19 protein-coding genes are annotated in these 24,630 nt (G+C 57.2%); 10 read left to right on the forward strand and 9 right to left on the reverse strand.

Going from position 1 to position 24,630, the window contains the following annotated elements:
* Positions 1-23 precede the first annotated feature (23 nt).
* The 5 genes from RRF64_RS14795 to parE all read left to right on the forward strand — a co-directional run bounded on the left by RRF64_RS14795 (position 24) and on the right by parE (position 5,080).
* Positions 24-548 carry a DUF1249 domain-containing protein gene (locus RRF64_RS14795; protein WP_323846665.1) on the forward strand — a complete coding sequence of 175 codons (525 nt, stop codon included), beginning with the start codon at positions 24-26 and terminating at the stop codon, positions 546-548.
* A gap of 169 nt (positions 549-717) precedes the next feature.
* Positions 718-1,536, forward strand: coding sequence for a phosphodiesterase (locus tag RRF64_RS14800; RefSeq protein WP_323846666.1), 819 nt, complete (start codon positions 718-720; stop codon positions 1,534-1,536).
* A gap of 164 nt (positions 1,537-1,700) precedes the next feature.
* The gene (locus RRF64_RS14805) at positions 1,701-2,405 is read left to right on the forward strand and encodes a hypothetical protein (RefSeq protein WP_323846667.1); all 705 of its coding nucleotides are present in this window, start codon (positions 1,701-1,703) and stop codon (positions 2,403-2,405) included.
* Between the two features lie 54 nt (positions 2,406-2,459).
* Positions 2,460-3,080 (forward strand): YqiA/YcfP family alpha/beta fold hydrolase, encoded by a 621-nt coding sequence (locus RRF64_RS14810; protein WP_323846668.1) that lies wholly within the window; start codon positions 2,460-2,462, stop codon positions 3,078-3,080.
* A 113-nt stretch (positions 3,081-3,193) separates the two neighbouring features.
* Positions 3,194-5,080 (forward strand): DNA topoisomerase IV subunit B, encoded by a 1,887-nt coding sequence (gene parE / locus RRF64_RS14815; protein ID WP_323846669.1) that lies wholly within the window; start codon positions 3,194-3,196, stop codon positions 5,078-5,080.
* Between the two features lie 140 nt (positions 5,081-5,220).
* On the opposite strand, the gene RRF64_RS14820 is transcribed toward parE, so the two are convergent.
* The gene (locus tag RRF64_RS14820; protein WP_323846670.1) at positions 5,221-5,448 is read right to left on the reverse strand and encodes an NAD-binding protein; all 228 of its coding nucleotides are present in this window, start codon (positions 5,446-5,448) and stop codon (positions 5,221-5,223) included.
* 687 nt (positions 5,449-6,135) lie between these two features.
* Between RRF64_RS14820 and RRF64_RS14825 the strand changes: the two genes are divergently transcribed.
* The gene (locus RRF64_RS14825; protein ID WP_323846671.1) at positions 6,136-12,201 is read left to right on the forward strand and encodes an RHS repeat domain-containing protein; all 6,066 of its coding nucleotides are present in this window, start codon (positions 6,136-6,138) and stop codon (positions 12,199-12,201) included.
* A complete protein-coding gene (locus RRF64_RS14830) occupies positions 12,185-12,508 on the forward strand; it encodes a hypothetical protein (protein WP_323846672.1) in 324 nt (107 codons plus the stop codon). Before RRF64_RS14825 ends, RRF64_RS14830 begins: the two co-directional genes overlap by 17 nt.
* Before the next feature lie 268 nt (positions 12,509-12,776).
* On the opposite strand, the gene RRF64_RS14835 is transcribed toward RRF64_RS14830, so the two are convergent.
* From RRF64_RS14835 to RRF64_RS14850, 4 genes are all read right to left on the reverse strand, one after another.
* Entirely contained in the window at positions 12,777-13,148 is a 372-nt protein-coding gene (locus RRF64_RS14835; RefSeq protein ID WP_323846673.1) for a DUF1428 domain-containing protein, read from the reverse strand.
* 207 nt (positions 13,149-13,355) lie between these two features.
* Entirely contained in the window at positions 13,356-14,249 is an 894-nt protein-coding gene (gene mmsB / locus RRF64_RS14840; RefSeq protein ID WP_323846674.1) for a 3-hydroxyisobutyrate dehydrogenase, read from the reverse strand.
* Positions 14,250-14,511: 262 nt separating this feature from the next.
* Positions 14,512-16,023: a CoA-acylating methylmalonate-semialdehyde dehydrogenase gene (locus RRF64_RS14845; protein WP_323846675.1), complete on the reverse strand. Its 1,512-nt coding sequence runs from the start codon at positions 16,021-16,023 to the stop codon at positions 14,512-14,514.
* A gap of 170 nt (positions 16,024-16,193) precedes the next feature.
* Entirely contained in the window at positions 16,194-16,790 is a 597-nt protein-coding gene (locus RRF64_RS14850; RefSeq protein WP_323846676.1) for a GNAT family N-acetyltransferase, read from the reverse strand.
* Between the two features lie 504 nt (positions 16,791-17,294).
* On the opposite strand from RRF64_RS14850, the gene RRF64_RS14855 reads away from it, so the two are divergent.
* On the forward strand, positions 17,295-18,692 hold the full coding sequence (locus tag RRF64_RS14855) for a DEAD/DEAH box helicase (protein ID WP_323846677.1): 1,398 nt from the start codon (positions 17,295-17,297) through the stop codon (positions 18,690-18,692).
* 83 nt (positions 18,693-18,775) lie between these two features.
* Here the strand turns inward: RRF64_RS14855 and RRF64_RS14860 are convergent, their stop codons facing one another.
* The 4 genes from RRF64_RS14860 to RRF64_RS14875 all read right to left on the reverse strand — a co-directional run bounded on the left by RRF64_RS14860 (position 18,776) and on the right by RRF64_RS14875 (position 22,856).
* Positions 18,776-19,297: a hypothetical protein gene (locus tag RRF64_RS14860; protein WP_323846678.1), complete on the reverse strand. Its 522-nt coding sequence runs from the start codon at positions 19,295-19,297 to the stop codon at positions 18,776-18,778.
* Positions 19,290-20,378 carry a KTSC domain-containing protein gene (locus RRF64_RS14865; RefSeq protein ID WP_323846679.1) on the reverse strand — a complete coding sequence of 363 codons (1,089 nt, stop codon included), beginning with the start codon at positions 20,376-20,378 and terminating at the stop codon, positions 19,290-19,292. Before RRF64_RS14865 ends, RRF64_RS14860 begins: the two co-directional genes overlap by 8 nt.
* 2 nt (positions 20,379-20,380) lie before the next feature.
* A complete protein-coding gene (locus tag RRF64_RS14870) occupies positions 20,381-20,785 on the reverse strand; it encodes a hypothetical protein (protein ID WP_323846680.1) in 405 nt (134 codons plus the stop codon).
* Positions 20,786-21,557: 772 nt separating this feature from the next.
* Positions 21,558-22,856: an amidohydrolase gene (locus tag RRF64_RS14875; protein ID WP_323846681.1), complete on the reverse strand. Its 1,299-nt coding sequence runs from the start codon at positions 22,854-22,856 to the stop codon at positions 21,558-21,560.
* Between the two features lie 63 nt (positions 22,857-22,919).
* Between RRF64_RS14875 and RRF64_RS14880 the strand changes: the two genes are divergently transcribed.
* Together RRF64_RS14880 and RRF64_RS14885 are read left to right on the forward strand one after the other, a co-directional pair.
* Positions 22,920-23,249 carry a tetratricopeptide repeat protein gene (locus RRF64_RS14880; protein WP_323846682.1) on the forward strand — a complete coding sequence of 110 codons (330 nt, stop codon included), beginning with the start codon at positions 22,920-22,922 and terminating at the stop codon, positions 23,247-23,249.
* 210 nt (positions 23,250-23,459) lie between these two features.
* Positions 23,460-24,560 (forward strand): ABC transporter ATP-binding protein, encoded by a 1,101-nt coding sequence (locus RRF64_RS14885; protein WP_323846683.1) that lies wholly within the window; start codon positions 23,460-23,462, stop codon positions 24,558-24,560.
* Positions 24,561-24,630 lie beyond the last annotated feature (70 nt).

The following is a 24,630-nucleotide window of genomic DNA, read 5'->3' on the forward strand; positions in this document are numbered from 1 at the left end:
ACAATAGAATGGGAGTGTCGATAATGGCCCTACCGACCGAGATCGGGGAAAAAGCGCGCGGGCGCGTGGATCTGTCGCGAAAAGGCAGGCAAAAGTCGGGGTACCGAGTCGATTTGCCGTCTTACCACGCCGACTGCGATGCGAATTACCTGCGCCTGTGCAAATTGTTGCCGGAATTGGCGAGCAGGAGGCGCTGGCGTTACCAGATGCCTCACGGCGCGCTGGAGCTGGCGGTAGTGGAGCGTTCCAGGTACACGACGGAGGTCCGCCTGAGCGCAGAGGCCGCTGACGGCGAGCGCCGCTGGCTGGCGCCGCCACAGATTACCGTGCGCCTCTATCACGACGCGCGCATGGCAGAGGTGGTTGCTGTCGACGGGCGCGGGCCGCTTGGCGGCGTTGACCAGGCCTACCCGAATCCGCGCATGCAGCGCGCGGACGAGCGGCAGCAGGCCAACCGCTTCCTGGGTGAGTGGCTGGGACACTGTCTCGCCAATGGTCGGGCTGAATTTGAATTAATACTGGATGGCCGACGGATAGGGATCCGCTAAAAAACGTAGCGAGCGGGTGGCTGGTGGTGGCCGCCGGAGCGCAGCAACCGGAGCGTACTTTAGTACGTGAGGATTGTGAGCACCGCCGGGCGCCGCCAGGCGCACGCGCAGTAGTTTTTCAGTGGTTCCCCCGCCGGCTCGCACACGGATGTGAATACAAGGTGAGCAAGTGAGCGTAAAGTCTAGCGGGTCCATACATCGCCTGGTTCAGTTTACCGATCCCCACATCGGCGGTCGGCAGGATTACCAGTTGCTCGGCCTGGATACCGGACACACACTGGATGAAGTGCTGCGCGCTATCGAGGCTGCGCAGCCGGCTGTCGAGTTGCTGGTTGCCACCGGCGATATCAGCGCCAATGGTTCCGAGGCTGCCTACCGCCGCTTTCTGCAGAAAATGCAGCGTGTGCGTACGCCCTGGTACTGGCTGCCCGGCAACCACGACAACGCCGCGCGTATGCGGCAGTTTGCTCCAAGCCGCTGTGCGGAGGTGGTCGCACTGGGCGCCTGGCGATTACTGCTGCTGGACACCAGTGTCGAGAATCAGATCTGCGGTGGGCTGAGTGACGAGCAGCTTGAGCGCCTGCAGAAGCTTCTGCACGAGTGCCGCGAGCACCCGGTGATGATCATGATGCACCACCAGCCGGTGCCGGTCGGTAGCGACTGGATCGACGGCCATATGCTGCGTCAGGGCGGTGAGCAGTTTCTGCAGTTGGTCGGCCAAGCGCCGAATGTGCGGGCCCTGGTATGGGGGCATGTGCACCAGCAGTACGACAGTCAGCTCGATCGCCCCGGTCTTGGCAGTGTGGGCCTGCACGCGACCCCGTCCACTTCGGTGCAGTTCACCCCCGGCAGTGGCCCCTTCGCGGTCGATGACGAGATGCCGGGCTATCGGTGGTTCGAGTTGCGCGAAGATGGCAGCTATACCACCGGTGTAGAGCGGGTCATCGTGTCCGAATACAGCGTCGACCTGGCTTCGGCGGGTTACTGAGCACACTGTCGATACCTCTCCAACCTCCGTTCCAACCTCCGTTCCAACCTCCGTTCCAACCTCCATGCCGGGACCGTTGCGGATTCTTCGCGGCTGTCTGGGGTTTCCCGTCGCAGAGCCTACAATGCAGCGAGTATCGGTTGCAGAATGAGGGTTTGCGAGCCGTGTATCAGAAGCTATTGCCGAGCCGCGGACTCGTGGCGGGCGCGGTGGTCGCACTGCTGTGTGGTTGCGCCGGGCCGGGTACTGCCACCGGCGGTAATCAGTACACTGCTGGAGTCAGGCCCGACGCCGCTGCCGATATTGTGCCGTCCGGACTCCGGCCCCGCGCCAGCGATCTCGACCAGGTGGAGGCAGCTGCCGCCCTGGGCCTGAGTGGTGCCAGCGTGTACGTCGCGCCACTGGAGATTCACTACCGCAGCCAGGTTTCTGACAGCGCCCAACCGCTGGGTTGGCGCAATCGCGAGCTGGATGCAGGCGAGCGCGCCCGTTTGCAGGAGACGATGGCGCAGGCCTTTGGTGAGCGCTTTCTGGCGCCCCGCGGTGGCCGACTGGCTCCCGATGCCCGCGCCGCCGACTACACGCTGCGATTGCAGTTGGAAGATTTCTACCTGCCCGCGCCTCTCGAGCAGACTACCCGGCTGAGGCAGGTGTTCACGGAAAGTGTCGCCTACGGCACGCTGGTGGGCACCCTCTACGATCGCGCGGGCAAGGTGGTGCTGCAGTTTCGCGACCGTCGAGAGTTCGGCGATACTTTTCCCAGTTCAGGTACCGAGCGCCTGCAGCGGTTCTCCCCACCCGCTTTCTGGGGGTATATGCGCGCGGATTTGCGGCGCCTCTTCGAGAGTCTCAACCGCAGCGTCCGCTGAACTAGCAGCCTGTCGGACTTTGCTATTTGCGCGGCCGGGCTATAATCCCCGGCCATGTCTGAGTCTCAACACATCCAGCGGCCGATTCTGCTGTATCTGCACGGCTTTCTGTCATCGCCGCAGTCCTTCAAGTGCCAGCTGATGCGCGCGCGCCTCGCCGCCGAGTACCCGCGCATCGTCTTCTGCGCGCCGCAGGTTTCGCCCTACCCGGCCATCGCGAAGCAGTCACTGGTCAGTCTGCTGGACAATTTCCTGAGCCATAAGGAGTGCGGCCCCATCGGCCTGGTGGGCAGTTCCATGGGCGGCTTCTGGTCCAGTTACCTCGCGGAGCGCTACGGACTGCCGGCGGTGCTGGTGAATCCGGCGGTGCACCCGTCCCGCTTCATGCCTTCCTATCTGGGACAGGTGCTCACGCCCTACAGTGGTGAGTCCCAGGAGTATCGCCTAACCCGGGCAGACGTTGATACCATGTGCGAACTGGAAGCCGAGCTGCGACAGCCGCTGCGCGGTCGCTACTGGCTGCTGGCGCAGCGCGGCGACGAGACTCTCGATTACGGCGACGCCGAGGATTTCTACCGCGGCCAGCGCCAGACCATCGAGGACGGCGGCGATCACGGCTTTCAGGGCTTCGCGCGTTACTGCGGGCCCATTGTCGAATTTTTATTTAACCCGTAGGAGCGGCCCCTGGGAACGCCGAGCCCCAGCTCGGCAAACGGGCCGCAGGCCCGCCATGGCCCGCTCCTACAGGATAAAAAAGCAGAATTTGTTAACGAGTAGTCAATAAGAATATGGCCAACTATTCCGCCGAAGATATCGAAGTACTCACGGGGCTGGACCCGGTGCGCAAGCGCCCGGGCATGTACACGGATACCACGCGTCCCAACCACCTGGCCCAGGAAGTCATCGACAACAGTGTCGACGAGGCGCTCGCCGGTCACGCCAAGAAAATCGAAGTGGTGCTGCACAAGGACCACTCCCTGTCGGTCAGCGACGACGGCCGCGGCATGCCGGTGGATATCCATCCGGAGCAGGGCCGCCCCGGGGTGGAAGTGATCCTGTCCACGCTGCACGCCGGCGGCAAGTTCTCCAACAAGAACTACCAGTTCTCCGGCGGTCTGCACGGTGTCGGTGTGTCGGTGGTGAACGCGCTGTCCAAGGTGCTGGAAGTCACTATTCAGCGCGATGGCCATGTGCACCGCATCGGCTTCCAGAACGGCGACAAGGCCTCGGACCTGGAAGTGATCGGCGACTGTCCCAAACGCACCACCGGTACCAGTGTGCGCTTCCTGCCAGACCCGAAATATTTCGATTCGGCCAAATTCTCCGCGCCGCGCCTGCGCCATTTGCTGCGGGCCAAGGCGGTGCTCTGTCCCGGCCTGACCGTGGTCTTTATCAACGAGCAGGACGGCGAGTCCGACCAGTGGTATTACGAAGACGGCCTCAAGGACTACCTGGCAGCCGCCAATCAGGGCTGGGAAGTAATGCCGGCGGAGCCCTTCGTCGGCAGCTTCGCCGCCACTACCGAGGCCGCCGACTGGGCGGTGCAGTGGCTGCCGGAAGGCGGTGAAGTCACCGCCGAATCCTACGTAAACCTGATCCCGACCGCCCAGGGGGGCACCCACGTAAACGGCCTGCGCGCCGGCCTGCTGGAGGCGATGCGCGAGTACTGCGAGATCCGCAACCTGCTGCCGCGCGGCATCAAACTGGGCCCGGAGGATATCTGGAACCAGTGCTCTTACGTGCTTTCCGCCAAGCTGGCCGACCCGCAGTTTTCCGGCCAGACCAAGGAGCGTCTGTCCTCCCGCGAGGCCACCGCATTTATCTCCGGCGTCGCCAAGGACGCCTTCAGCCTGTGGCTGAACCAGCACACCGAAGAGGGCGACAAACTCGCCGAGCTGTGTATCGGCAACGCGCAGAAGCGCATGCGCTCGGCGAAAAAAGTCGCGCGCAAGAAAGTCACCCAGGGCCCCGCGCTGCCGGGCAAACTGGCGGACTGTTCCAGCGGCGATACCTCCCGCTCCGAACTCTTCCTGGTGGAGGGTGACTCCGCCGGCGGTTCCGCCAAGCAGGCCCGCGACCGCGAATTCCAGGCCATCATGCCGCTGCGCGGCAAGATCCTGAACACCTGGGAAGTGGATTCCGCGGAGATTCTCGCCAGCCAGGAGGTGCACGATATCGCCGTGGCGCTGGGGGTGGATCCCGGCAGCGACAACCTCGAGGGCCTGCGCTACAACAAGATCTGTATCCTCGCCGACGCCGACTCGGACGGCCTGCACATCGCCACGCTGCTGTGCGCGCTGTTCCTGCGTCACTTCCGTCCGCTGGTTACCCACGGCCACGTCTATGTCGCCATGCCGCCGCTGTTCCGTATCGATATCGGCAAGGACGTCTACTACGCGCTGGATGAGGCGGAGAAACAGGGCATCCTCGACCGCATCACCGCGGAGAAGAAAAAGGGCAAGGTCCAGGTGACCCGCTTCAAGGGCCTCGGTGAAATGAACCCGCTACAGCTGCGCGAGACCACTATGGATCCGGACACACGCCGCCTGGTGCAGCTTTATATCGATGCCGGTGATGACAGCAATCAGCTGCTGGATATGCTGCTGGCGAAGAAGCGCGCCGGCGACCGCAAGCAGTGGCTGGAGACGAAGGGTAATCTGGCCGAAGTGAGTTAATCCCACGAGAACTGGAACATGGATTTGTGGGAGCCTGCCCTGCAGGCGAAAATACGTTGCCGGTGGCGACGGTGAAATCGCCTGCAGGGCAGGCTCCCACAGAGAGAATTGCTGGGTAGAGAATTGTCTCAACCAGTGAATCAGTCGGGCTCAGGTCGGCGCTTGCCAATCAGTTCCTGAATACTGGAAAAATCCAGCGTTTCGTTGCCGGCCAGGCTGTGCAACCCATACAGGTTGCGCGCCAGTGAGCCCAGCGGCGTATAGGACTTGCTGGCGGTGGCGGCCTGCTGGGCCAGGCCCAGATCCTTGCACATCAGCTTCACCATAAAACCGCCCTCGTAGTTGTTGCTCGCCGGAACATTCTCCATTAAATAAATTTGAGATCACCGGCAGCTACAGCCCATGGGGGTAACAAATTTAAGGTGAGGATTGCGCCTCGCTAGCTGCACTTCCGCAAAGTGGCAGTCAGTCAGGCGCGAGTATCGATTATTGGCTGCCAAGGCGGCTTTCCGCAGTCGCTTGAAGACAATCCTATCAATCGACTGCCTGGCTCCCCCTATCCCCCTTCGAAGCATTTTCGATAGCTAGCCGCACGAAGTCTTCTCAGTTGTCCGCGACAAGCATCACATTGCTTGAGCTTGATCTGCTTGTAAAACGATCAATTTGAGCGTTGACGGGCCGGTCCGTTTAGGCAGCCAAATAATGTTGAATTTGCCGCCAAACGCGAATAACTTTGCCTGCTTCATAACCGGCTTATCTCGTTTGGTTAAAAAGCGCTCCCTCCGGAGAGATAAGGACTAATAAAAAGGTGTACTCAAAGTGATCGGGTATTTTGTTCGCGTTATGTTGTTAGGGGCGCTCCCCTAGCAGCCAATCAGGCGCTAGCCGTTTCGGTTTCTGGGCCGACAAATGATTCAACTGGCTCTTTCCGAATTACATTTAGCGGCAATAGCACAATTCAGTCCCGCCTATATCGATATAAAGATGGGGTGAGTCTGGGCAGCTTAGATATGAGAGGTAAGAGTTACTACGACGCTACGGCGGATTCGTCGGGCGTGTATAAGTTCGACCTGAGAATCTCTACGAAATGCTTGCAGTGGATGGGCTCGATTTGTACGGAGCCCGATGGACAACAGTCTGCCAATCACTCTGTCAATGTTGCATTTAAACCGAATACACCACCAAGTCACAGTTTTTCGAGCATAACTAGCGGCACCACTGATAGGGACGGAAAATTCACCTTCACCTGGGTGTTAGCTACCACTCCGCCACTTATTAGCGGCTATGAGGTTCAAGAGCAAGTCAATAGTGGTTTGTGGACGCAAATCTATATGCAACCCAACACAACTACCCGGTCAATCTCTCGACCTTCTTCGGGCCAGCTTTCCGACGGAACATATCGCTATAGAGTACGCGCATACGTTACTGTCGGCTCATATACCAACTGGGGTGACTATCTTTACTCATCGATAATTACAGTTAATCGCAAGCCAGACGGCCTAGGCGCATTTACTCAGCCGGGTTCAGGAACTCAAACCGCTGACTTTCAGGTGGCTTGGAGTCCAATTAGTGGACAATACGATGCTGTGACCAGATATGAATTGCAGTGCAAAGCACCCGGCAACTCAGCTTGGGGGGATGCGACGTGTTCAAAAACTGATAACAGCGTAACAAATACGGGCCTCAGCACTTCCTTGCCGATTAGCTTACCAGAAGGCAGCGAGGGCACATATTATTTTCAGGCAAGAGCTTGTAATGCTCGCGGCTGCGGTGGTTGGTCGCCATCTAAATCTGTCCCTGTAAATATCCCACTCTCTCCACCTGAGCAAGTTCAGTTCAACGGCCTTCCGGAAGACAGTGAATTTGGGGACTATGACATTGAGTGGGGCAAGCCCGCTGGTGTTGTAACGAGTTACCAGCTTCAGCGTGAGTGCAAGCAAGGAGTAGCAACGTGTGGCTATGTGGGCTGGCATGACGTACCCCGTGCAGGCCCACTTAGCAAAATCTATGAAGCCCGAGGCGATATCCAAGACCAGTATCGTTATCGTGTGCTTGCTTGTAATGACGATGCCTGTAACCCAAGTTGGACTACTAGCCCGTGGATTGACGTGCACAATCTCGATGGCATAGCACCGGCCGTGAATCTCGCTCCGGCTACCACTCCGGGGGCCATAGCATATAGGGCGGAAGTTACGCAACAGGGCGATGCGGTAGTGGCAGTACCGGTGCAAGTGGCGCCTGGGGTCAATGGACTCATTCCCGACATTAAAGTCCACTACTCGGGTGCCCGCTACCGCGAACGCAATAATGAAGTCCTCCCAGAAGATATTCTGGGCTATGGCTGGAGGTTAACAGGGTTTAGTTCAATTCGCCGGTGTGTCAAAGGGCGCCCTAATAGCGACTCTATTCAGTTAGATGCGGGCGATTCCTTGTGTCTGGACGGCGAGCCATTGGTGCTGGTTTCAGGTGTGCACTGGGAACCTGGTGCCCAATATCGCTTGATGCGTGACAGTTTCCATTTGGTCGAGCTGAAGGAAACCAATGGGACGGTTTGGTTCAAAGTTTCCGCGCCAAATGGTGATATCAAAGAATACGGAAATTCAAAAGATAGCCGCTTAAGAGCTGGCAATTCCGTACACTTCGGCTGGACCGTCAATAAAGTTAGTGATCAATTCGGGAACACGATTACTTATCGATACCATCGAGATACCGTAGAAGGGATTAACTATCCATTAGAGGTGGTATACGGAAACGGTGGCGACGCGAAAATTGAATTTGCATATGGGACGCGCAGCGATGCCCCGCCGCAACCCCTGAATGAGGGTGAGATCGAACAAGAACAGCTCGTCTTGCTTCACCACATCAATGTCTCACTCGATGGAAAACTGTTGCGCGAGTACCGCCTCATTACTGAGCCTGATACGGAGCAATATCGGCGGTTAAAACAGATTCAGCTTTGCGGTTACGATGAGTATGGGGTGGGTAGTGAATGCCTCAATCCACTGGAGTTCAGCTGGCTAGAGCCGGAAGGTGCAAATCCGATCGACATAAAAACCGGCGTCGGAGAAGTTACAGATGGGCTCGGAAAAACAACGCGCTTTTATCACACGATGATTCTGGAAAACTCCACTGAAGGCCTGTTTTCTGAGCGGCCCTTTGGTGAGGGAATACTTCCAGTCGGTGCTTCGCCATTAGCTCCGGTAAATGGTGAATATCGCTGCGTTGTCAGCGAAGTGCATCGCTCGAACGGATTTGCCGATGGCTGGCACGTCACGCAGTATAGCTACCAAGGTGCGGGCTTAATTAGCGATAACCATTGGGGCTTTCTCGGCTATTACGCACAGAAAATTTACGATACAGAGTCCGGAATCGTGACTTATAAGCAGTTCCGGCATGATTTCCCGCATTTTGGGCAGGTTGCTCGCATTCAGCAGTATGAGGGAAATTTTGATGACAACCTTCAGACCCTGACTGAGCAGCAATTTCTGCACCAGTCTCTTGCGTTGGATGTGGGCAGTGCCACTACCTATTATCCCTTCGTTCAGCAGTCAGTTCAGACGCTTTATGAGAAAAACCAAGTCATTGGTTTCCAGGTTGATACGATGGAGCTTTCCAAGGGAAGCTTTGGCAGTTTCGGGGAGTTCATAACTGGCGAAGTGCAGACGAGGGAGTACGCTGCGAATGTAAATACTTCAATGAGCCAAAGCTTTTGGGGTGAGGTCCTGACGGTAAGTCCAGGCGGAGTTCAGCGCAGCAGCGAAACTGTAGTTGCATTGAATAACCGCACTAGCCCGTGGGTGATCGGCTTTGCCAGCGGTAAGGACATCGGCTACTACGACGGTGATGCCGGTCAATCTCCGGACCGAAGCCAATCTATTGCCGCACTGCCTTACGGCAATACCAACAAGGTAGGAAGCATTACACGATTCCCGGGGGATCCAGATCTAGAGTTGACGGTTTCCTACGAATACGACGCCAGTGGTAACTTGCTCAGCGAAACGACCACCGGTGCATCGATTGAAAGTCGCAACTCATTGGCCAGCAACTACAGTGACAAGCGCTATCCTGCGCAATTTACAAATCCATTGGGTCAAACTATAAATGTTAGCTACGACCCTAGATTTGGTAAGCCTAGCCAGATCACGGATGCGAATAGTCGTGATACCGTCATTAAATACGATCCGTTCGGTCGAGAAGTTATGCGCACAAATACGGACGGCGTGACTTTTAATACGAATTACAGCTTTTGTGCTGGTGGAACCTGCCCGGTGTACGGCGATATGTTGGCAGCGTATAAGGTCTCCACAACCTCGGCGATAACGCCCACGTTGGATCGCTACTTTGACATTCTTGGTCGTATCGTACAGCAGGATACGCAGTCATTTGACGGAAGCACGGTTTCCCGTCGCGAATATAACTACGATGCGGGAGGGCGACTCTACCTTGAAACCGAACCCTACTTCCCGAGCGGTTACAAGCCGCTGAATATCTACGAATATGATATTCGCAACCGCATTGTGCGGATTCAGCAGGCCGGTGACGGAGAGGTTCGTACCAGTTTTACACCGTTAGCAGCCAGCAATGAATTCCAAGTAACGGTAGTAGAAGACGTCTTTGGGGCTGACGGCACATTCCAGGAAACTCAAGTCAAGAGCAGTATCTATAGCTTGGCGGGAGATCTCGTTAAGACGATCGATGCGGAAGGTACCAGCGAGGAAGTGGCGACAACATTTGATTACGACGGTATGGGCTTGGTGAAGTCTGTCAAAGTGAATAATGACTCAGGTACTGAATCTTTATTCAACTACGACTCTGCCGGTAACAGAACTAGTTTGACGGATCCTAACTTAGGTACGGTAGTTACGGTTTACGATGCTCTCAACCAGAGAGTTACCCAAACGGACAATAAGGATCAGACGATTGTCTATCAGTATGACAAGCTGGGCCGACTATTGGAGCAGAGTGATCCGACCGGCATTGCCAATTGGGAATATGATCCTATAGGCGCCGTGGGTGGAGTAGCCAGAAAAAGCTACACAGAGAGCGGTACCGAAGTGTTCCGTGAGAGCTACAGCTATTCCGGAGCAAAGCTCATTGAAACCAACACTAGCCTGTCGGTCGCTGGTGAAACTCGCACCTACCAGCACGGCTATGGCTACGATGCATACGGCCGCTTGCAGCGTATTACCTATCCCAGTGGCGTTGAAGCACACTACCAATACAATACACAAGGCTATCTGTACGGTATTACAGACGGCAGCAATACTCTCAAGAGCCTAAGTGCCATCAATGCGCTTGGCGGCGTAGAGGAAGAGGTCTACGGTAATGGTATTGTGACCAACCGGAGTTATAACCCAGATACTGGTCATTTGGAGTCCATTGCCACCGCAGGCGCCAGTCAGATTCAGGACAATCTGTACCAGTGGCGCTCGAATGGCGCACTGGAGAGCCGCCTGGTAAGAATTGGTACTGTAAAGCAGGAAAATTTTAGCTACGACTCTCTCAATCGCCTTACTCGCGCTGAATCTTATTTGGATAGTGCGTTACAGCGTACATTGACGACCCAATATGACCTGCTGGGAAATGTCATGGCTAAGACCAGCAGCTACGCCGGAGATCCCAGTGTTAGCGGGTATCAATATGGTCAGGGCGGCAGTGCGGGTCCCAATGCGGTTAGCCAGGCCGTAATCGGTGGTGTCACGAACAATCTCTACTATGATGCGAATGGTGCGCTTACCCATTACGATGCGGCTAACGGAGATGACAAGTGGGTAACATGGAATACGCGGCAGCTGCCTGTTGAGGTCACGGTTGCTGACAGCAAAGCTAGCCAAACGCCCACCGCCAGGGATCGATTCAAATACGGTCCGAATGGCCAGCTTTACTATCGGGAGTCGACCTGGTGGGATGAAACAGCTCAGGCCATGCACAGTGAGAAAGTATTCATTGTAGGCAAATATGAGGATTTGCTTCCTGCGAACGATCCCGACTATCAGCGTATTCAAAAAACTAGAATTGACGGCAATATCACGCACATTGCCGCCACTGATTGGACGGGGCTAATGGTCGGCACGGTGGAGTATATACACCGAGATCATCTTGGATCCGTCGAAAAAGTCACGGATGAAGCAGGCAATATCATCTTGGACTCTTCGTTTGATCCCTTCGGAAAGCGAAGAACGTCTGACTGGAGCGGTGAAATCAGCTCGGCCGAGCTGGAGGATTTGCTCAGTGCTCAATCGCTGACAACCAGGCGGGGCTTTACGGGGCACGAGCACCTGGATCGAACCGGACTGATCCACATGAACGGCCGTATTTATGATCCAACACTTGGACGATTCCTAAGTCCGGATCCTTTCGTTCAGGCGCCGACCAATAGCCAGAGCTGGAACCGTTACAGCTATGTGGTTAACAGCCCGCTCAGCTATACAGACCCAAGTGGGTATATCTTCTTGCAGAAATATCTCGAAGGCGGAAGTTCAGACGGGTGGGACATCAATGTAACTGGTTCTCTAGGGGGCTGGGTTTCTACCTCGATGGCGGGCATGGACCGATATGTGTCAACCGGATATAAGGGGTCATATGGCAGTGCGCCTGGGTATGACCGTCCGACCGGTAATACAGCTCAGCCTGGCAAAGAGGATGAAAATTTGGAAAAGGTTGTCTGTAATGCTGACCCGATTACTGGTGTCTGCGGCGGCGATGATGGAGATGTAAGTACATTCACCAAACTAAACCGATCACTTACGTGGCGGATTGGCCTTGGAGCGGGGTTGCACGGAAAAATTCAAACAGGGAGGGGAAAAGCTGAACTAGGTGGCGGAATCACTTGGGACGGGGTTTATTCTCCCGAAGGGACTTGGTCAGAGTTGCAGGGTGAAGCCGGGATGACCTTCGAGTTTGACAATGTGTTCAAGGGAGAGCTAAAAGCCCAGCAAGCGACGACGATATTGTATGATCAGCAGATCCCAGGACCAATAGAGATCAAGAAGAATTTTGCTTTGCAAGGTGGGGGTTTCTCGCAGGCTCCAGGTGGAATATCAGAGTTTTCCGCTACCGTATTTCTAGTTAAGTTTTCGATCGAAATTGATTGGAGGAAGTATTATGGGTACAGTGATTAAAATGCTTTCAAAAAATATATATTGGGAATCCCTGTTTTGGGGCTATATTTTAGCGTTAGCTATAGCAGTTTTTCAGCTGCTAATTGGAGGGGTTCCAAGTGGTTTTCTGGTTGTGATAGGGATATATCTAGCTGGGGCTAGTTTAATTTTTACAGTATTTGGCATTGCGTGGAGTCTAGCGAACAGAAATGCTCTTGGGATGTTGACAGCGTTGGTTTATGTCATATCTTCAATATTATTTTTTGCGCTGTTCGGGCTATACCTGTATTGGTGTGAAAGAAATGGGAAAAAACCTATTGGATCTTAGTTATCTTGATTTTCTTTCATTAGCTATTTGAGTCACACCAAAAAAGACCAGCCAGAAGTTTGCCTGGTCTTTTTTCTCCAATGCCTTAGCGGCGTCCAGAAATATTGAAATCCAAAGTTTCAAGTATGGTGAAGATAGTGTTAATGGCTTTTTGAGAGGAGTTCCATGGGATTATGCTCCGGCGATTACAACGCCTTGGAACGTATCTAGTGGTGAGTTTTGGAAGTTAGCAGCTTCTCAAAAAAGACGGGCCCACGGAATTGCTCGCTTACTTGCGAAGCTCCACTACCGGGCTGAAGCCGCCGTAGATCAGTCGCATGCCATCGAACGGCATGGGATTCTTCTCGGGGCTCATACGTGGGTCTGTCTTCATCAGCTCCTCCATCCTGCCCATGGCCGCATCGCGGGTGGCCTTGTCCGGCCACTCTATCCAGGAAAAGACCACCGTCTCCTCGGGTTTGGCCTGCACGGCGCCATAGAAGTCAGTTACCTTGCCCTTGGGGATGTCGTCCCCCCAGCACTCGAGAACGCGTAGCGCGCCCAGTTCGAGAAATACACTGTCGGCGGTTTTCGCGTGTTCGATAAATTGCTGCCTGTTGTCGGTGGGCACGGCCAGTACGAAGCCATCGATATAGGACATGGGATATTCCTTTCTGTAAGTTGATGTCGATACGCAAAGATAGTCGACCGGAATAGAGAGAATTCGACAGTTCCATATTCAGGCACATCGTGAACACACACTCTGGTCCAACGTAAATGCCTTTGGCCAGATTTTCCGGAATCGGTGTTAACGACCGGCCGGAATCCCTCCTAGCTCATTGTTTCTCGGATGTATGGCCTTCTCGATCTAGTTGATTTTTCCAACCAGCCTCTGGATGCTGGAAAAATCCAGTTCATCATTCCCGGCGAGACTGTGCAAACCATACAGGTTGCGCGCCAGGGAACCCAGCGGCGTGTAGGATCTGCTGGCGGTCGCCGCCTGTTGCGCCAGGCCCAGGTCCTTGCACATCAGCTTCACCATAAAGCCGCCCTCATATTTGTTGCTGGCCGGTACCTTCTCCATCACGCCCGGATAGGGATTGTATTTCTCCAGCGACCAGTTGGCGCCGGAGCTTTTCAGCATGATTGCCGACAGCACCTTCGGGTCCAGGCCGTTGTCCACGCCCAGCTGCAGCGCCTCGGCGGTGCCGATCATATGGATGGCGAGCAGCATGTTGTTGCACATCTTTGCGGTCTGCCCGGCGCCGGCGGGGCCGGCGTGGAAGACGTTGCTGCCCATGTGCTGCAGTACCTCGCGCGCGCGCTCGACATGCGCCGCTTCGCCGCCGCACATAAAACTGAGGGTGCCTGCTGCGGCGCCGGCCACGCCGCCGGATACCGGCGCCTCTATGGCGCTCATTCCGCGCTTCTGCGCCTCGGCGATCAGGCGTTTGGAGCTGGTGGCGGCGACAGTGGAGCAGTCGATCACCAGCGCGCTTTTGTCGATACGGTCCAGCAGTTTTTCGCGGTCGATATAGAGTGCTTCCACGTCTTCGCCGTTCGGCAGCATGCTTACGACGAAGTCGGCGCCGGCGATTGTCTCCAGTGGCGATGCAGATCTCTTCACGCCGTGGCTCGCGGCCAGATCGAGTAACTCCGGCACCGGATCGAAGCCGCTCACTGAGAATCCGGCTTTTAGCAGATTGACGGTCATGGGCCCGCCCATATGGCCGAGGCCGAAAAATGCCACTGTCTTGTTCATATCTTTTCCCGTCTTCGGAGTTTCGTGCCGTAGGAGCCTGCTCGCAGGCGAATGTCCACGGAGTTCTGTTCTTTTTTTTGCCTGCAGGATAGTCCTATAGGATGGGCAAAGCGCAGCGTGCCCATCGGCCAGGATTTGATGGGCACGCTGCGCTTTGCCCATCCTACAATTTTGACCATTCCCCATTCCCCATTCCCCATTCCCCATTCCCCATTCCCCATTCCCCAATCCCGATTCCCGAGTCCCGATTCCCGAGTCCCGTTTACTTCAGGTGAATGGTCATATTCGGGTGCTCGGCGTGTTCGATATCCGCGTCGAACCAGCGTGCGGTGATGGTCTTGGTCTCGGTGTAGAAGCGCACCGCCTGCTTGCCATAGGCGTGCTGGTCGCCGTAGAAGGACGCGCGCCAGCCGGTGAAGCTGAAAAACGGCAGCGGCACCGGAATCGGCACATTGATGCCCACCTGGCCGACGAGGATTTCGTGCTGGTATTTGCGCGCCGCCGCGCCGCTTGACGTGAAGATGGAGGTGCCGTTGCCGTAGGGGCAGTCGTTGATCAGCTGAATCGCGTCCTCGAGGGTGTCCGCGTTCACCAGGCACAGCACCGGGCCGAAGATCTCATCCGTGTAGATGGACATCTCCGCGGTCACATCCGCGAACAGCGTCGGTCCCACCCAGTTGCCGTCCGGATAGCCCTCGACTTTTGCGTCGGAGCCGTCCAGCAGGCAGTTGGCACCCTCGGCCTTGCCCCTGGCGATATAGCCCAGTACCCGCTCGCGCGCGGCCGGCGAGATCAGCGGGCCGAAGTCCGCCTTCGGGTCCCGCCACACACCCGGGCGCACCCTGGCCATGGTGTCGCGGATTTCCGGAATCCACTGCTGCGCCTCGCCCACCAGCACGACCACAGAAATCGCCATGCAGCGCTGACCGGCGGCGCCCACCGAAGAGCCGACCACGTTGTTCAGTACCGCCCGCTTGTTCGCGTCCGGCATCACCACCATATGGTTCTTGGCGCCGGCGAAGGCCTGCACCCGCTTCAGGTGATCGGTGCCGGTGCGGTAGATGTGCTGGCCGACCGGCACCGAGCCGACGAAGGAAATGGCCTTGATATCCGGGTGCTTGAGCAGGAAGTCGACCTGCTCCCGGCCGCCGTGCACCACCTGCAGCACGCCCTTGGGCGCGCCCGCCTCCTCGAACAGTTCCGCCAGTTTGCACGGCGTGATCGGGTCCTGCTCCGAGGGCTTCAGCACGAAGGTGTTGCCGCAGGCGATGGCCATAGGGAACATCCACAGCGGAATCATCGCCGGAAAGTTGAACGGGGTGATGCCGGCACAGACCCCCAGCGGCTGGGTGTAGGAATAACAGTCGATGGCGGTGGCGACGTTCTCCAGTGTTTCCCCCATCTTCAGTGACGCGATGTTCGCCGCCTGTTCCACCACCTCGATGCCGCGCCAGATATCGCCCTTGGCGTCCTCGAAGGTCTTGCCGGTTTCCTCGCAGAGGATTTCCGCCAGCTCCTCCTGGTGCCGCTTGAGCAGTTCCTGGTAGCGCAGCATCAGGCGTGCGCGGCTCGGCACGGGCGTCGCCTTCCATTCCGTGAACGCCTGTTTGGCAGAGTCCACTGCGCGCTGCAGTTCGTCTTCGGTTGTATAGGGCACCTGGGTCAGTACCTCGCCGGTGGCCGGGTTGTCCACGTCGAGCCACTCGTGACTGTGGGATTGAACCCAGCTGCCGTCTAGGTACAGCGGCAGCCTGGCGGGGATCTTTTTGTCCATGCTCTTTACCTGGGGCTTTTCGATTTTCCGCTTTCCACTGGGAAAGCATTGCATGAACAGTTTAGGTGCGGGTGTAAACGCGGGGCATAAATGTGGCGCACCCGTGTTCGCGGGTGCGCCGCCAATTTCCTCCTTCACTCTTATTTCGTGCGTTGCGCCGGGCTAGTGGGCTAGTGGGCGCGCGCGGCAGTCCTTTCCCTCGTGGCGCCGCGACCGGCAAGCCGGTGTTGCAGATCCAGTGTGTAGGTCAGCAGCGTGTAGTCGCGCGGGTCTGCCGTGCACTGGAAGCCCATGGACTTGGCAAAGTCATGCGCGCGCATGTTGTCGGCCGCATCAATGGAGTAAATCCGCTCGAGGCCGTGCTCGCAGGCGGCGTCGATCAAACGCTGCAGCATCAGGCTGCCGAGGCCCAGCCCCTGCCAGTCGTCGCTGACCACCACCGCACACTCGGCGGCGCGGCCATCGTCGTCCCGCGCATAGTGTGCTACCGCCACCGCCCGCTCTGTGTGGTTGCTGCCGGCCACGGCGATAAACGCCTCGTGCAGTTGGTGATCGTTATCGGTCAACAGCTCGATCAGTTTCTCGCTGGCCTTGCAGCTACCACCGATAAAGCGGTCGCGGCGGGTCTCGGGTGACAGCCCCTCGATCAGATCCTTTTCCAGTTGGCCGTCATTTCTGCACACGGGCCGAATCACTACTCTGCGCCCGTTACCCAGGGTTACCGTTTCCGGTTTGTAATCTTTGTATGACGTATCGTAGGTAGACATATTCATCAACCTCCCGACTGCCGCTGGCAGTTTGTCTACCCAAAGTTCCTCAACAGAAATTTTATTTCTACAGAGCCTGCGGTCGCATAAGCAACCGTGTCTCTATGCTATGGTGATCATCTGTGGACCCCAATGAGGTAGCGGTCATTGAAGCAAATCGTTTTACACGGCCGCAGGCTAGAACTCGATCGCATCGCCGGAAAATAAAACTATGCAGTCAGAGTCTGTATGTTATAGTGCCGCGGCTGACACATGTCAGCTGCGTCATCTGTAGGCCGGTAAATAGCCGGCAACTCCCCGGAATTTTTTCCCAAATTCTTCCCGGAATCCTCTACTGAATGCCGCACCATGCCGGTGCTGACCCATAAAAAGCACCGGCCATTCGACGGCGGCGCGAGCCCAGAGCTGAAACAGCATAGGTTCGCAAACTCCGATTTTTACTTCGTAGCCTCATGCGGGGCGAACGTTTTTTGATTGCGCCTACAGCGCGATTCGAGGTTATCTATGTTGTTTGAAGATCTGGGCCTGGTCCAGGAAATTGCCCGCGCCGTGGCGGAACAGGGCTATAGCGAACCCACGCCTATCCAGGCGCAGGCCATACCAGCAGTTATGAAGGGCGGCGATATCATGGCCGCCGCGCAGACGGGCACCGGCAAGACCGCCGGTTTCACGCTGCCGTTGTTGCACCGCTTGTCCCAGGGCGATCCCGCGCGCAATAACCAGGTGCGCGCCCTGGTGTTGACCCCGACCCGCGAACTGGCGGCGCAGGTGTTCGACAATGTGCAGAGTTACGGCAAATACCTGCCGCTGCGCCACGCGGTGGTGTTCGGCGGAGTCAAGATCAATCCGCAGATGATGCGCCTGCGCGGCGGTGCGGACATTCTCGTGGCCACCCCCGGCCGCCTGCTGGATCTGTACAACCAGCGCGCCATCCGTTTCGACAAACTGGAAGCGCTGGTGCTGGACGAAGCGGACCGCATGCTGGACATGGGCTTTATCCACGACATCAAGCGCATCCTGAAATTCCTGCCGGCCGAGCGCCAGAACCTGCTGTTCTCCGCCACCTTCTCGCCGGAGATCCGCCAGCTGGCCAAAGGGCTGGTAAGGGACCCGCTGGAAATCGATGTCAGCCCGCGCAATACCACCACGGAAACCGTGCGGCAGAAGCTGCACCCCGTGGACAAGGCGCGTAAGCAGAAGCTGCTGAGCCACCTGATTCGCGAGAACAGCTGGCACCAGGCGCTGGTATTCAGCCGCACCAAGCACGGTGCCAACAAGCTGGTGAAGCAGTTGGAGGCGGACAAGATCAGCGCGGCGGCGATCCACGGCAACAAGAGCCAGAACGCGCGCACAAAAGCATTGGCGGATTTCAAGAGCGGCAAGGTGCAGATCCTGGTGGCGACAGATATCGCCGCGCGCGGTATTGATATCGACCAGCTGCCACAGGTGGTGAATTTCGACCTGCCGAACGTGCCCGAAGACTATGTGCACCGCATCGGCCGCACCGGGCGCGCCGGTGCGCGCGGACAGGCGGTGTCGCTGGTGAGTGCGGATGAGATACAGCAGCTGCGCGATATCGAGCGGCTGATCCAGAAGCCGGTGCCGCGCGAGGAGATCGAGGGCTTCGAACCGGAACATCAGCTGCCTGAATCCGGCAGCAAGACGCGCGGCCTGCAGACCCGCCGCGGCGAGGGCCAGAATCGGAGCAGCAATTCGCGCGGCAACACTCAGGGCCGCGGTCAGAATCGCGCTGGCCAGGGTAATGGCCGCAATGGTGAGAGCCGCAACGGCGAGAACCGCAATGGACAGCCGCGCGGGGAAAACCGCAACGGCCAGGCCCCGCGCAGTGACGCGCAGCGCCCGCGCCGCCGCAGGCGCCCGGCGCGCACCGAGTCGGCCTAGAGCCCGGCTCACGGGGGGGCGGCCCACGGCCGCCTCTGCCTCTTCAGGCCAGTTGCAGGATCGACCCCGACCACGTTCCAAGCTTACGGATCTTCTCCGTCGCTGAGTGGCGGTCGGCAATGATCCTTGGAGACTAGATTAAGCACATCACTTGTTAACGAAGAGCCGGCAATTAAATAATTCTCTCCGAGAATCTTCAATTCGTACGAATGAATTTTATTGTGCATGCCCACAAACCGCTGCGCGATCCCGGGGGATTCGATAACAAGCCGTCCGGTTATAATTACATCGATATCGAAAGGTGCTAGTTTTGCCTGTTGTGATAAGGCATGACCGAAGGTGGCGTGCCCCGTAATTCCAAATTTCCGCAATGCATGATGCTCGGTGAACCTTGGGTCAGTCGGATTCAAATATAGTTCGCTGGTCTTGAACGTAATTGCATGCACGTTGGCGAATCTCTTTGAAATGCAGTGGTTTTTTATTTCCCAGGAAGGGCTGCAACCCAATAAATTGACGACTGCTACTGTACCAAGTAGATATCGAGCATAGTTGTGCCGGGGCAGGGAAATGCGTCCGAACAATCGTTGTAACGGGTGTTCAATCAAGAAGCTTTTCCGTCGCGTAAACATTCCTAACATGCTCATTGAAATATCCCCCTTGGGATGCCGCGCCTAAAAGACCGAAAAAGATCGCTTCCGGTACCCCTGAGTACCTGTATACAGCGCCGCTCTGAAACTGGATATCCAGAGCGCTGCTGATGGAAGAGTGTCCAATGCCGGCCAGTGCCGATGAGGATGTATTGGCCTGAGGATGCAGGGGATATGGCCGCATTTTTCTGATAATCCCGTCTATTTGACCGGCTATATTGGTCGCCTGTCCAGTCGGTGCCAGATAGGATGATTCCAGTCCGTGCCCTGTGAAGTCGTTCTCGTTTACGGGGCTGTTGTAGTTTGCAGGGACGGAACCAATAACCTGTCTGACGCCGAACATGGCGATATCCGTGTCATTGGTGATATGGCCAACCAGATCCGGGTAAATTGATGCCGCGGCGCCCCCTGGGGTATTGGTGGGCGATGCTATCTGCATATAGCCTAACATGGGGTATTCGCTTAAACGGTAACCGCTCGGATAGGTGAATCTGGCGAGCATTTCGTTGAAGAGTGCATTTCCATAGAAATTTCCTTGGGAATGGGTAACCAGTACTACACGTGGACACTCCTGTAAAAGATTGCTCAATTCTGCTTTGGCAGTGAGATAGTCACTTTCTTCGGTAATGCTGTCGACAAAAAACATGGCTGTATCAGCAAAGTATTCTATAACGAACTGCTTTCTCAGGTCGGATATGCTTTTAAAGTCGCCATTTAGTATTTTCCGAATCACGAGTGAAAAGGTATTCGTGTTATTGTTTGAAATATCCTCAATTTTTTGTCGGGTTACTTCCAGGATCTGTTCGAATTTCGATTCATCGAAATTGTATGAACCTTCCACATCGCTATACGACTGAAAATCTGAAAGATATTGGTTTTGAAACCTTTGAATGGCATCCTTGTTGCTCTCGAATGCAGAGGAAGTGGTAAACATACCATTGATGTAGAATATTTGGACTTTGTCCACATTGTCTTCACAAGCGGCATGGAGGTTTGCAAAAGCGAGAGAAGACAGCAGGATAATTAAAATGCGCATCATCTTTATACCTCCGACAGAACGTCACAGGGTGTGGCATTAACCTCTACCTGCACGTGGTTTTCCTGGAGCAGGTCGTACAGCAGCCGCTCGACCTTGTATCTGGCCTCTATTCGCTCGTAGGTATTGAAGTATTCGTAGGATGTCCCGGTGTCCAGGTCGTATTGAGATCTCAGCAGTTGCTCGCATGCGCGAATATTGATCAGCTGCCTGAATATGTCTGCGGCCTGGTCGACGCCGACATTTGTAGAAGATTCTGCAATTGCCAAGACGGACTGATATGTTTTCCCCGCCTGCAGCGCCCTGTAGCGGATGTCGTCATTGGTATCCTTCATCAGCACGGTCAGTTCATACTGGTCCCTGATGGCATTGTCGTTGTCGTCGATGCCGAGCAGAGACTTGTTATCCACCTGCACCTCTTCGGGTAATCCGGATCCAATTGCGGGGTGACTAAATTCAAACCAGGTCGAAGAGTCGCTCAGCTGACTCTCATTTCTCGCAATCGCTATTTTCCTTGCAAGGTAGTATTTCTCCTGGTGCCTTACTGCCGCTGCAAGGAGATAAACTCGATTGATGTGGAAGTCCCCGACAGAAGATATCCTTACCTTTCTCCACCTCCAGCTGTTTCCGGGTTCTTCGTTTACGGATCGAATAAGGCCGACATAGATGCCATTATCGTGAGTGACTACGTCTCCCCGAGTGTAGGTGTCGCTTTGGTTCCATATATCTATTTCATGGAACTCAGATGCATTTGAGAGGGAAGGGGCTAGCAACGGCAACAGCAGCAGGAAAAATCTGATCATAATAAAATCCATTTTATTTCTTGATTATTTAGCTTGTATTAAATCCAGTGTGCTGGATAAGCATCCATATGTATGGATGTTCAGTATTCTGTGGGTGATGGTGGGAATTGCAATACGTTTGGCGCGGTATGCTTTGAGTTTGGTAAAAAATTTGTGATGGAGTTTTTGGTCGTAAAAAGGTTTCGAATATGAACGGCTTTGGAGAGAAGTGGTAAACAGTCGTCGGGGTGGTGGGCGGATTCTTTAGGGGGCAGTGGAAGTTGATTGATAGGGCGAACATTGCGTTCGCCCATGCGGGCCTGCGGCCCGCTTGCCGAGCTGGAGCTCGGCGTTCCCAGGGGCGGAGGCGTTTAACGCACAATCGCCCCCGCTCTTGAAATTACAGCACCTTGTGGCTGGCCATATAGTCCAGCGTCAGCTGGGTGATGGCCCTGGTGCCGATTTTCAGCGCGCTCTCGTCCACATAGAAGCGCGGCGAGTGGTTGCTGGCTGCGGTGGCCGCGTCCTTGCCATTCGGCGTTACGCCCAGCCAGTAATAGAAGCCCGGCACTTCGTTGGCGAAGTAGGCGAAGTCCTCGGCGCCGGTGATCTTGGGTATTTCCATTACGCGCTGCTCACCCGCTGCGGCGCGCAGGGCTGGCAGCGAGGCCTCGGTCAGCTGCGGGTCGTTGGACAGCACCGGGTAGCCCTCGATGATCTGCACCGTCGCCTTGGCGCCGGCGCTCTCGGCGATGTTCTCCGCAGTGATTTTCAGCTTTTCGAAGATCTGCCGGCGGTTGTCCATATCGAAATTGCGGATGGTGCCGTTCATGAACACGCTGTCCGGAATGATATTGTTGCGCACGCCGCCGTCGATCTTGCCAAAGGACACCACTGCCGGCTCCTTGGTGATATCGATCTGGCGGCTGACGATCGTCTGGGTGCCCATCACGATCTGCGCGGCTACCGTAATGGGGTCCACGCCGCCCCAGGGGCGCGAGCCGTGGGTCTGGCGGCCGTCCACGGTGATACGGAATTCATCGGAACTGGCCATCGACGGCCCGGGGCGGTAACCGATCACGCCGGAGGGCAGGTTGGAGGTCACGTGCTGGCCAAAGGCCACGTCCGGTTTGTATTTCCTGAACAGCCCCTCTTTCAGCATCAGCGCTGCGCCGCCTTCCTCGCCGTCCGGTGCGCCCTCTTCGGCGGGCTGGAAGATAAACAGCACATTGCCGGCCAGCTCGCCGCGCATACCGGCCAGCACTTCCGCCGCGCCCATCAGCATGGCCACGTGGGTGTCGTGACCGCAGGCGTGCATCACGCCCACATCCTTGCCCTGGTAGCTGCTCTTAACCCTGGAGGCGAACGGCAGGTCCACTTGTTCGGTGACCGGCAGCGCATCCATGTCCGCGCGCAGCGCCACCGTCGGGCCCGGCTTGCCGCCCTTCAGCAGGCCGATAACACCGGTGTGGGCGACGCCGTTCTCGACTTCCAGGCCGAGGGATTGCAGGTGTTTTTCAATATATTTGGCGGTTTCGAACTCGCGGTTGCCCAGCTCCGGGTGCTGGTGCAGGTGGCGGCGCCACTCGATCACCTTGGACTCGGTGTTCTTCAGCAGCTGGTCGGGAGTGGCGGCGGTCGCCGGGTTGGTGCCCAGCAGCGTTGCGCCTATGGCGAGGGGCAGGAATAATCGTTTCACGGTTGATTTCCTTCATTGTGATTATCGTCGGCCGATTCTAACGCGCCCCCGCCGGAGACTCCCATGACCAATCCGATCATCGCCCGCCTGCGCGCCCAGATGGAGGAGGGGCGGGATTCGCCGTTGCTGCGTTTCGGCCTCGGCTCTGCGCTGTTCAATGACAAGGCCTACGGCGAGGCGGCCGAGCATCTGCAGATCTGCGTCCGGCAGATGCCGGATCACTCGGCGGCCTGGAAGTTGCTCGGCCGCAGCCGCATGGCGCTCGGCGAGCGCGACCTGGCCCGCGAGGCCTTCGCCAGCGGGCTGACGGTGGCGCGGGAGAAGGGGGACAAGCAGGTGGAGCGGGAAATCGAGGTCTTCCTGAAAAAGCTCGACCGGCAGGCGGACAATTGATCTTTTCGGGCTGATCAATTATTGTGCAATCTTTGTCCGTCTACGCCCCGCTGGGGGCTGATGCCCGCGCGCGGGGGGCGGAGTGAGAATGCAAGGCTGCCGGGCTCCGCGCCTGCGGGGCGGAACGAACAAGCTTGCCAAGCCGCGCATCAATGAGAAAAGCCAGCCGAACCTATTTGCCCGGCGCCGCTAACTATCCAGGGTACCGCCGTGGCCAGTATTGAATTCAAGCAGGTGGAAAAGCGCTACGCCGACAACCCGCCCACGGTGCCGGGCCTGGACCTGCATATCCGCGACGGCGAGTTCATGGTGCTGGTTGGCCCCTCCGGCTGCGGCAAGTCCACCACACTGCGCATGATCGCCGGGCTGGAGTCGGTCACCAGCGGCGAGCTGTGGATCGGCGATCGCCTGGTCAACACGCTGCCGCCGAAAGACCGCGACGTGGCCATGGTGTTCCAGAACTATGCCCTCTACCCGCATATGACCGTGTTCGACAACATGGCCTTCGGCCTGCGGGTGCGCAAACAGCCGCAGGTCCTGATCAAGTCCAGGGTGGAACAGGCGGCGGAGACCCTGGGCCTCGCCGAGCTGCTGGGGCGCAAGCCGGGCCAGCTGTCCGGCGGCCAGTGCCAGCGTGTGGCCCTGGGGCGCGCGATAGTGCGCGAACCGCAGGTGTTCCTGTTCGACGAACCCCTGTCCAACCTCGATGCGGAGCTGCGGGTGCAGATGCGCGGCAATATCGGCCGCCTGCACCGGGACTTCGCCACCACTGCCGTCTACGTGACCCACGACCAGGTCGAGGCCATGACCCTCGGCACGCGCATCGCGATACTGAACCGCGGCGAACTGATGCAGGTGGGCACACCGATGGCGCTCTACCAGGATCCGGACAATGTGTTCGTGGCCGCCTTTATGGGCTCGCCGCCGATGAACATAGTGCCGGTACAGAACCGCGGCAGCGGCCTGAAGAATGCCCTGCTCGATCTGCGGCGCGGCGGGCTGGACGGACTGGCTGGCGAGCTGCTGCTGGGTATCCGCCCGGAAAAACTCTGCCACGCAGCCGGCGCGCCGGCGCACTGGCCGCGTATCCGCGCCGCCATCGAGATGGTCGAAACCCTCGGCGCGGAGATGCTGGTGCACCTGGGCGCCGGCGCCGAACGGCTGATCGCGCGGCTGCCGGGTTTGCAGGCGCTCACTCCGGGCGACTCCATAGAGCTGGCGCTGGACCCGGAGGCAATTTACCTGTTCGATGCCGGGAGCCGGCGGCGCATTCGGGAAGCCCGCCCAGTCGCGGTGGCCGAGCCGTGCTGAGGACTTCCCCTTGTAGGAGCGGCGGGGCGGCCGTCCGCCCATGGCCGCGATCGATCTATCGCGGCCATGG

Origin of the sequence: Microbulbifer magnicolonia, from assembly GCF_035117725.1 — a bacterium.
Lineage (GTDB): Bacteria > Pseudomonadota > Gammaproteobacteria > Pseudomonadales > Cellvibrionaceae > Microbulbifer > Microbulbifer magnicolonia.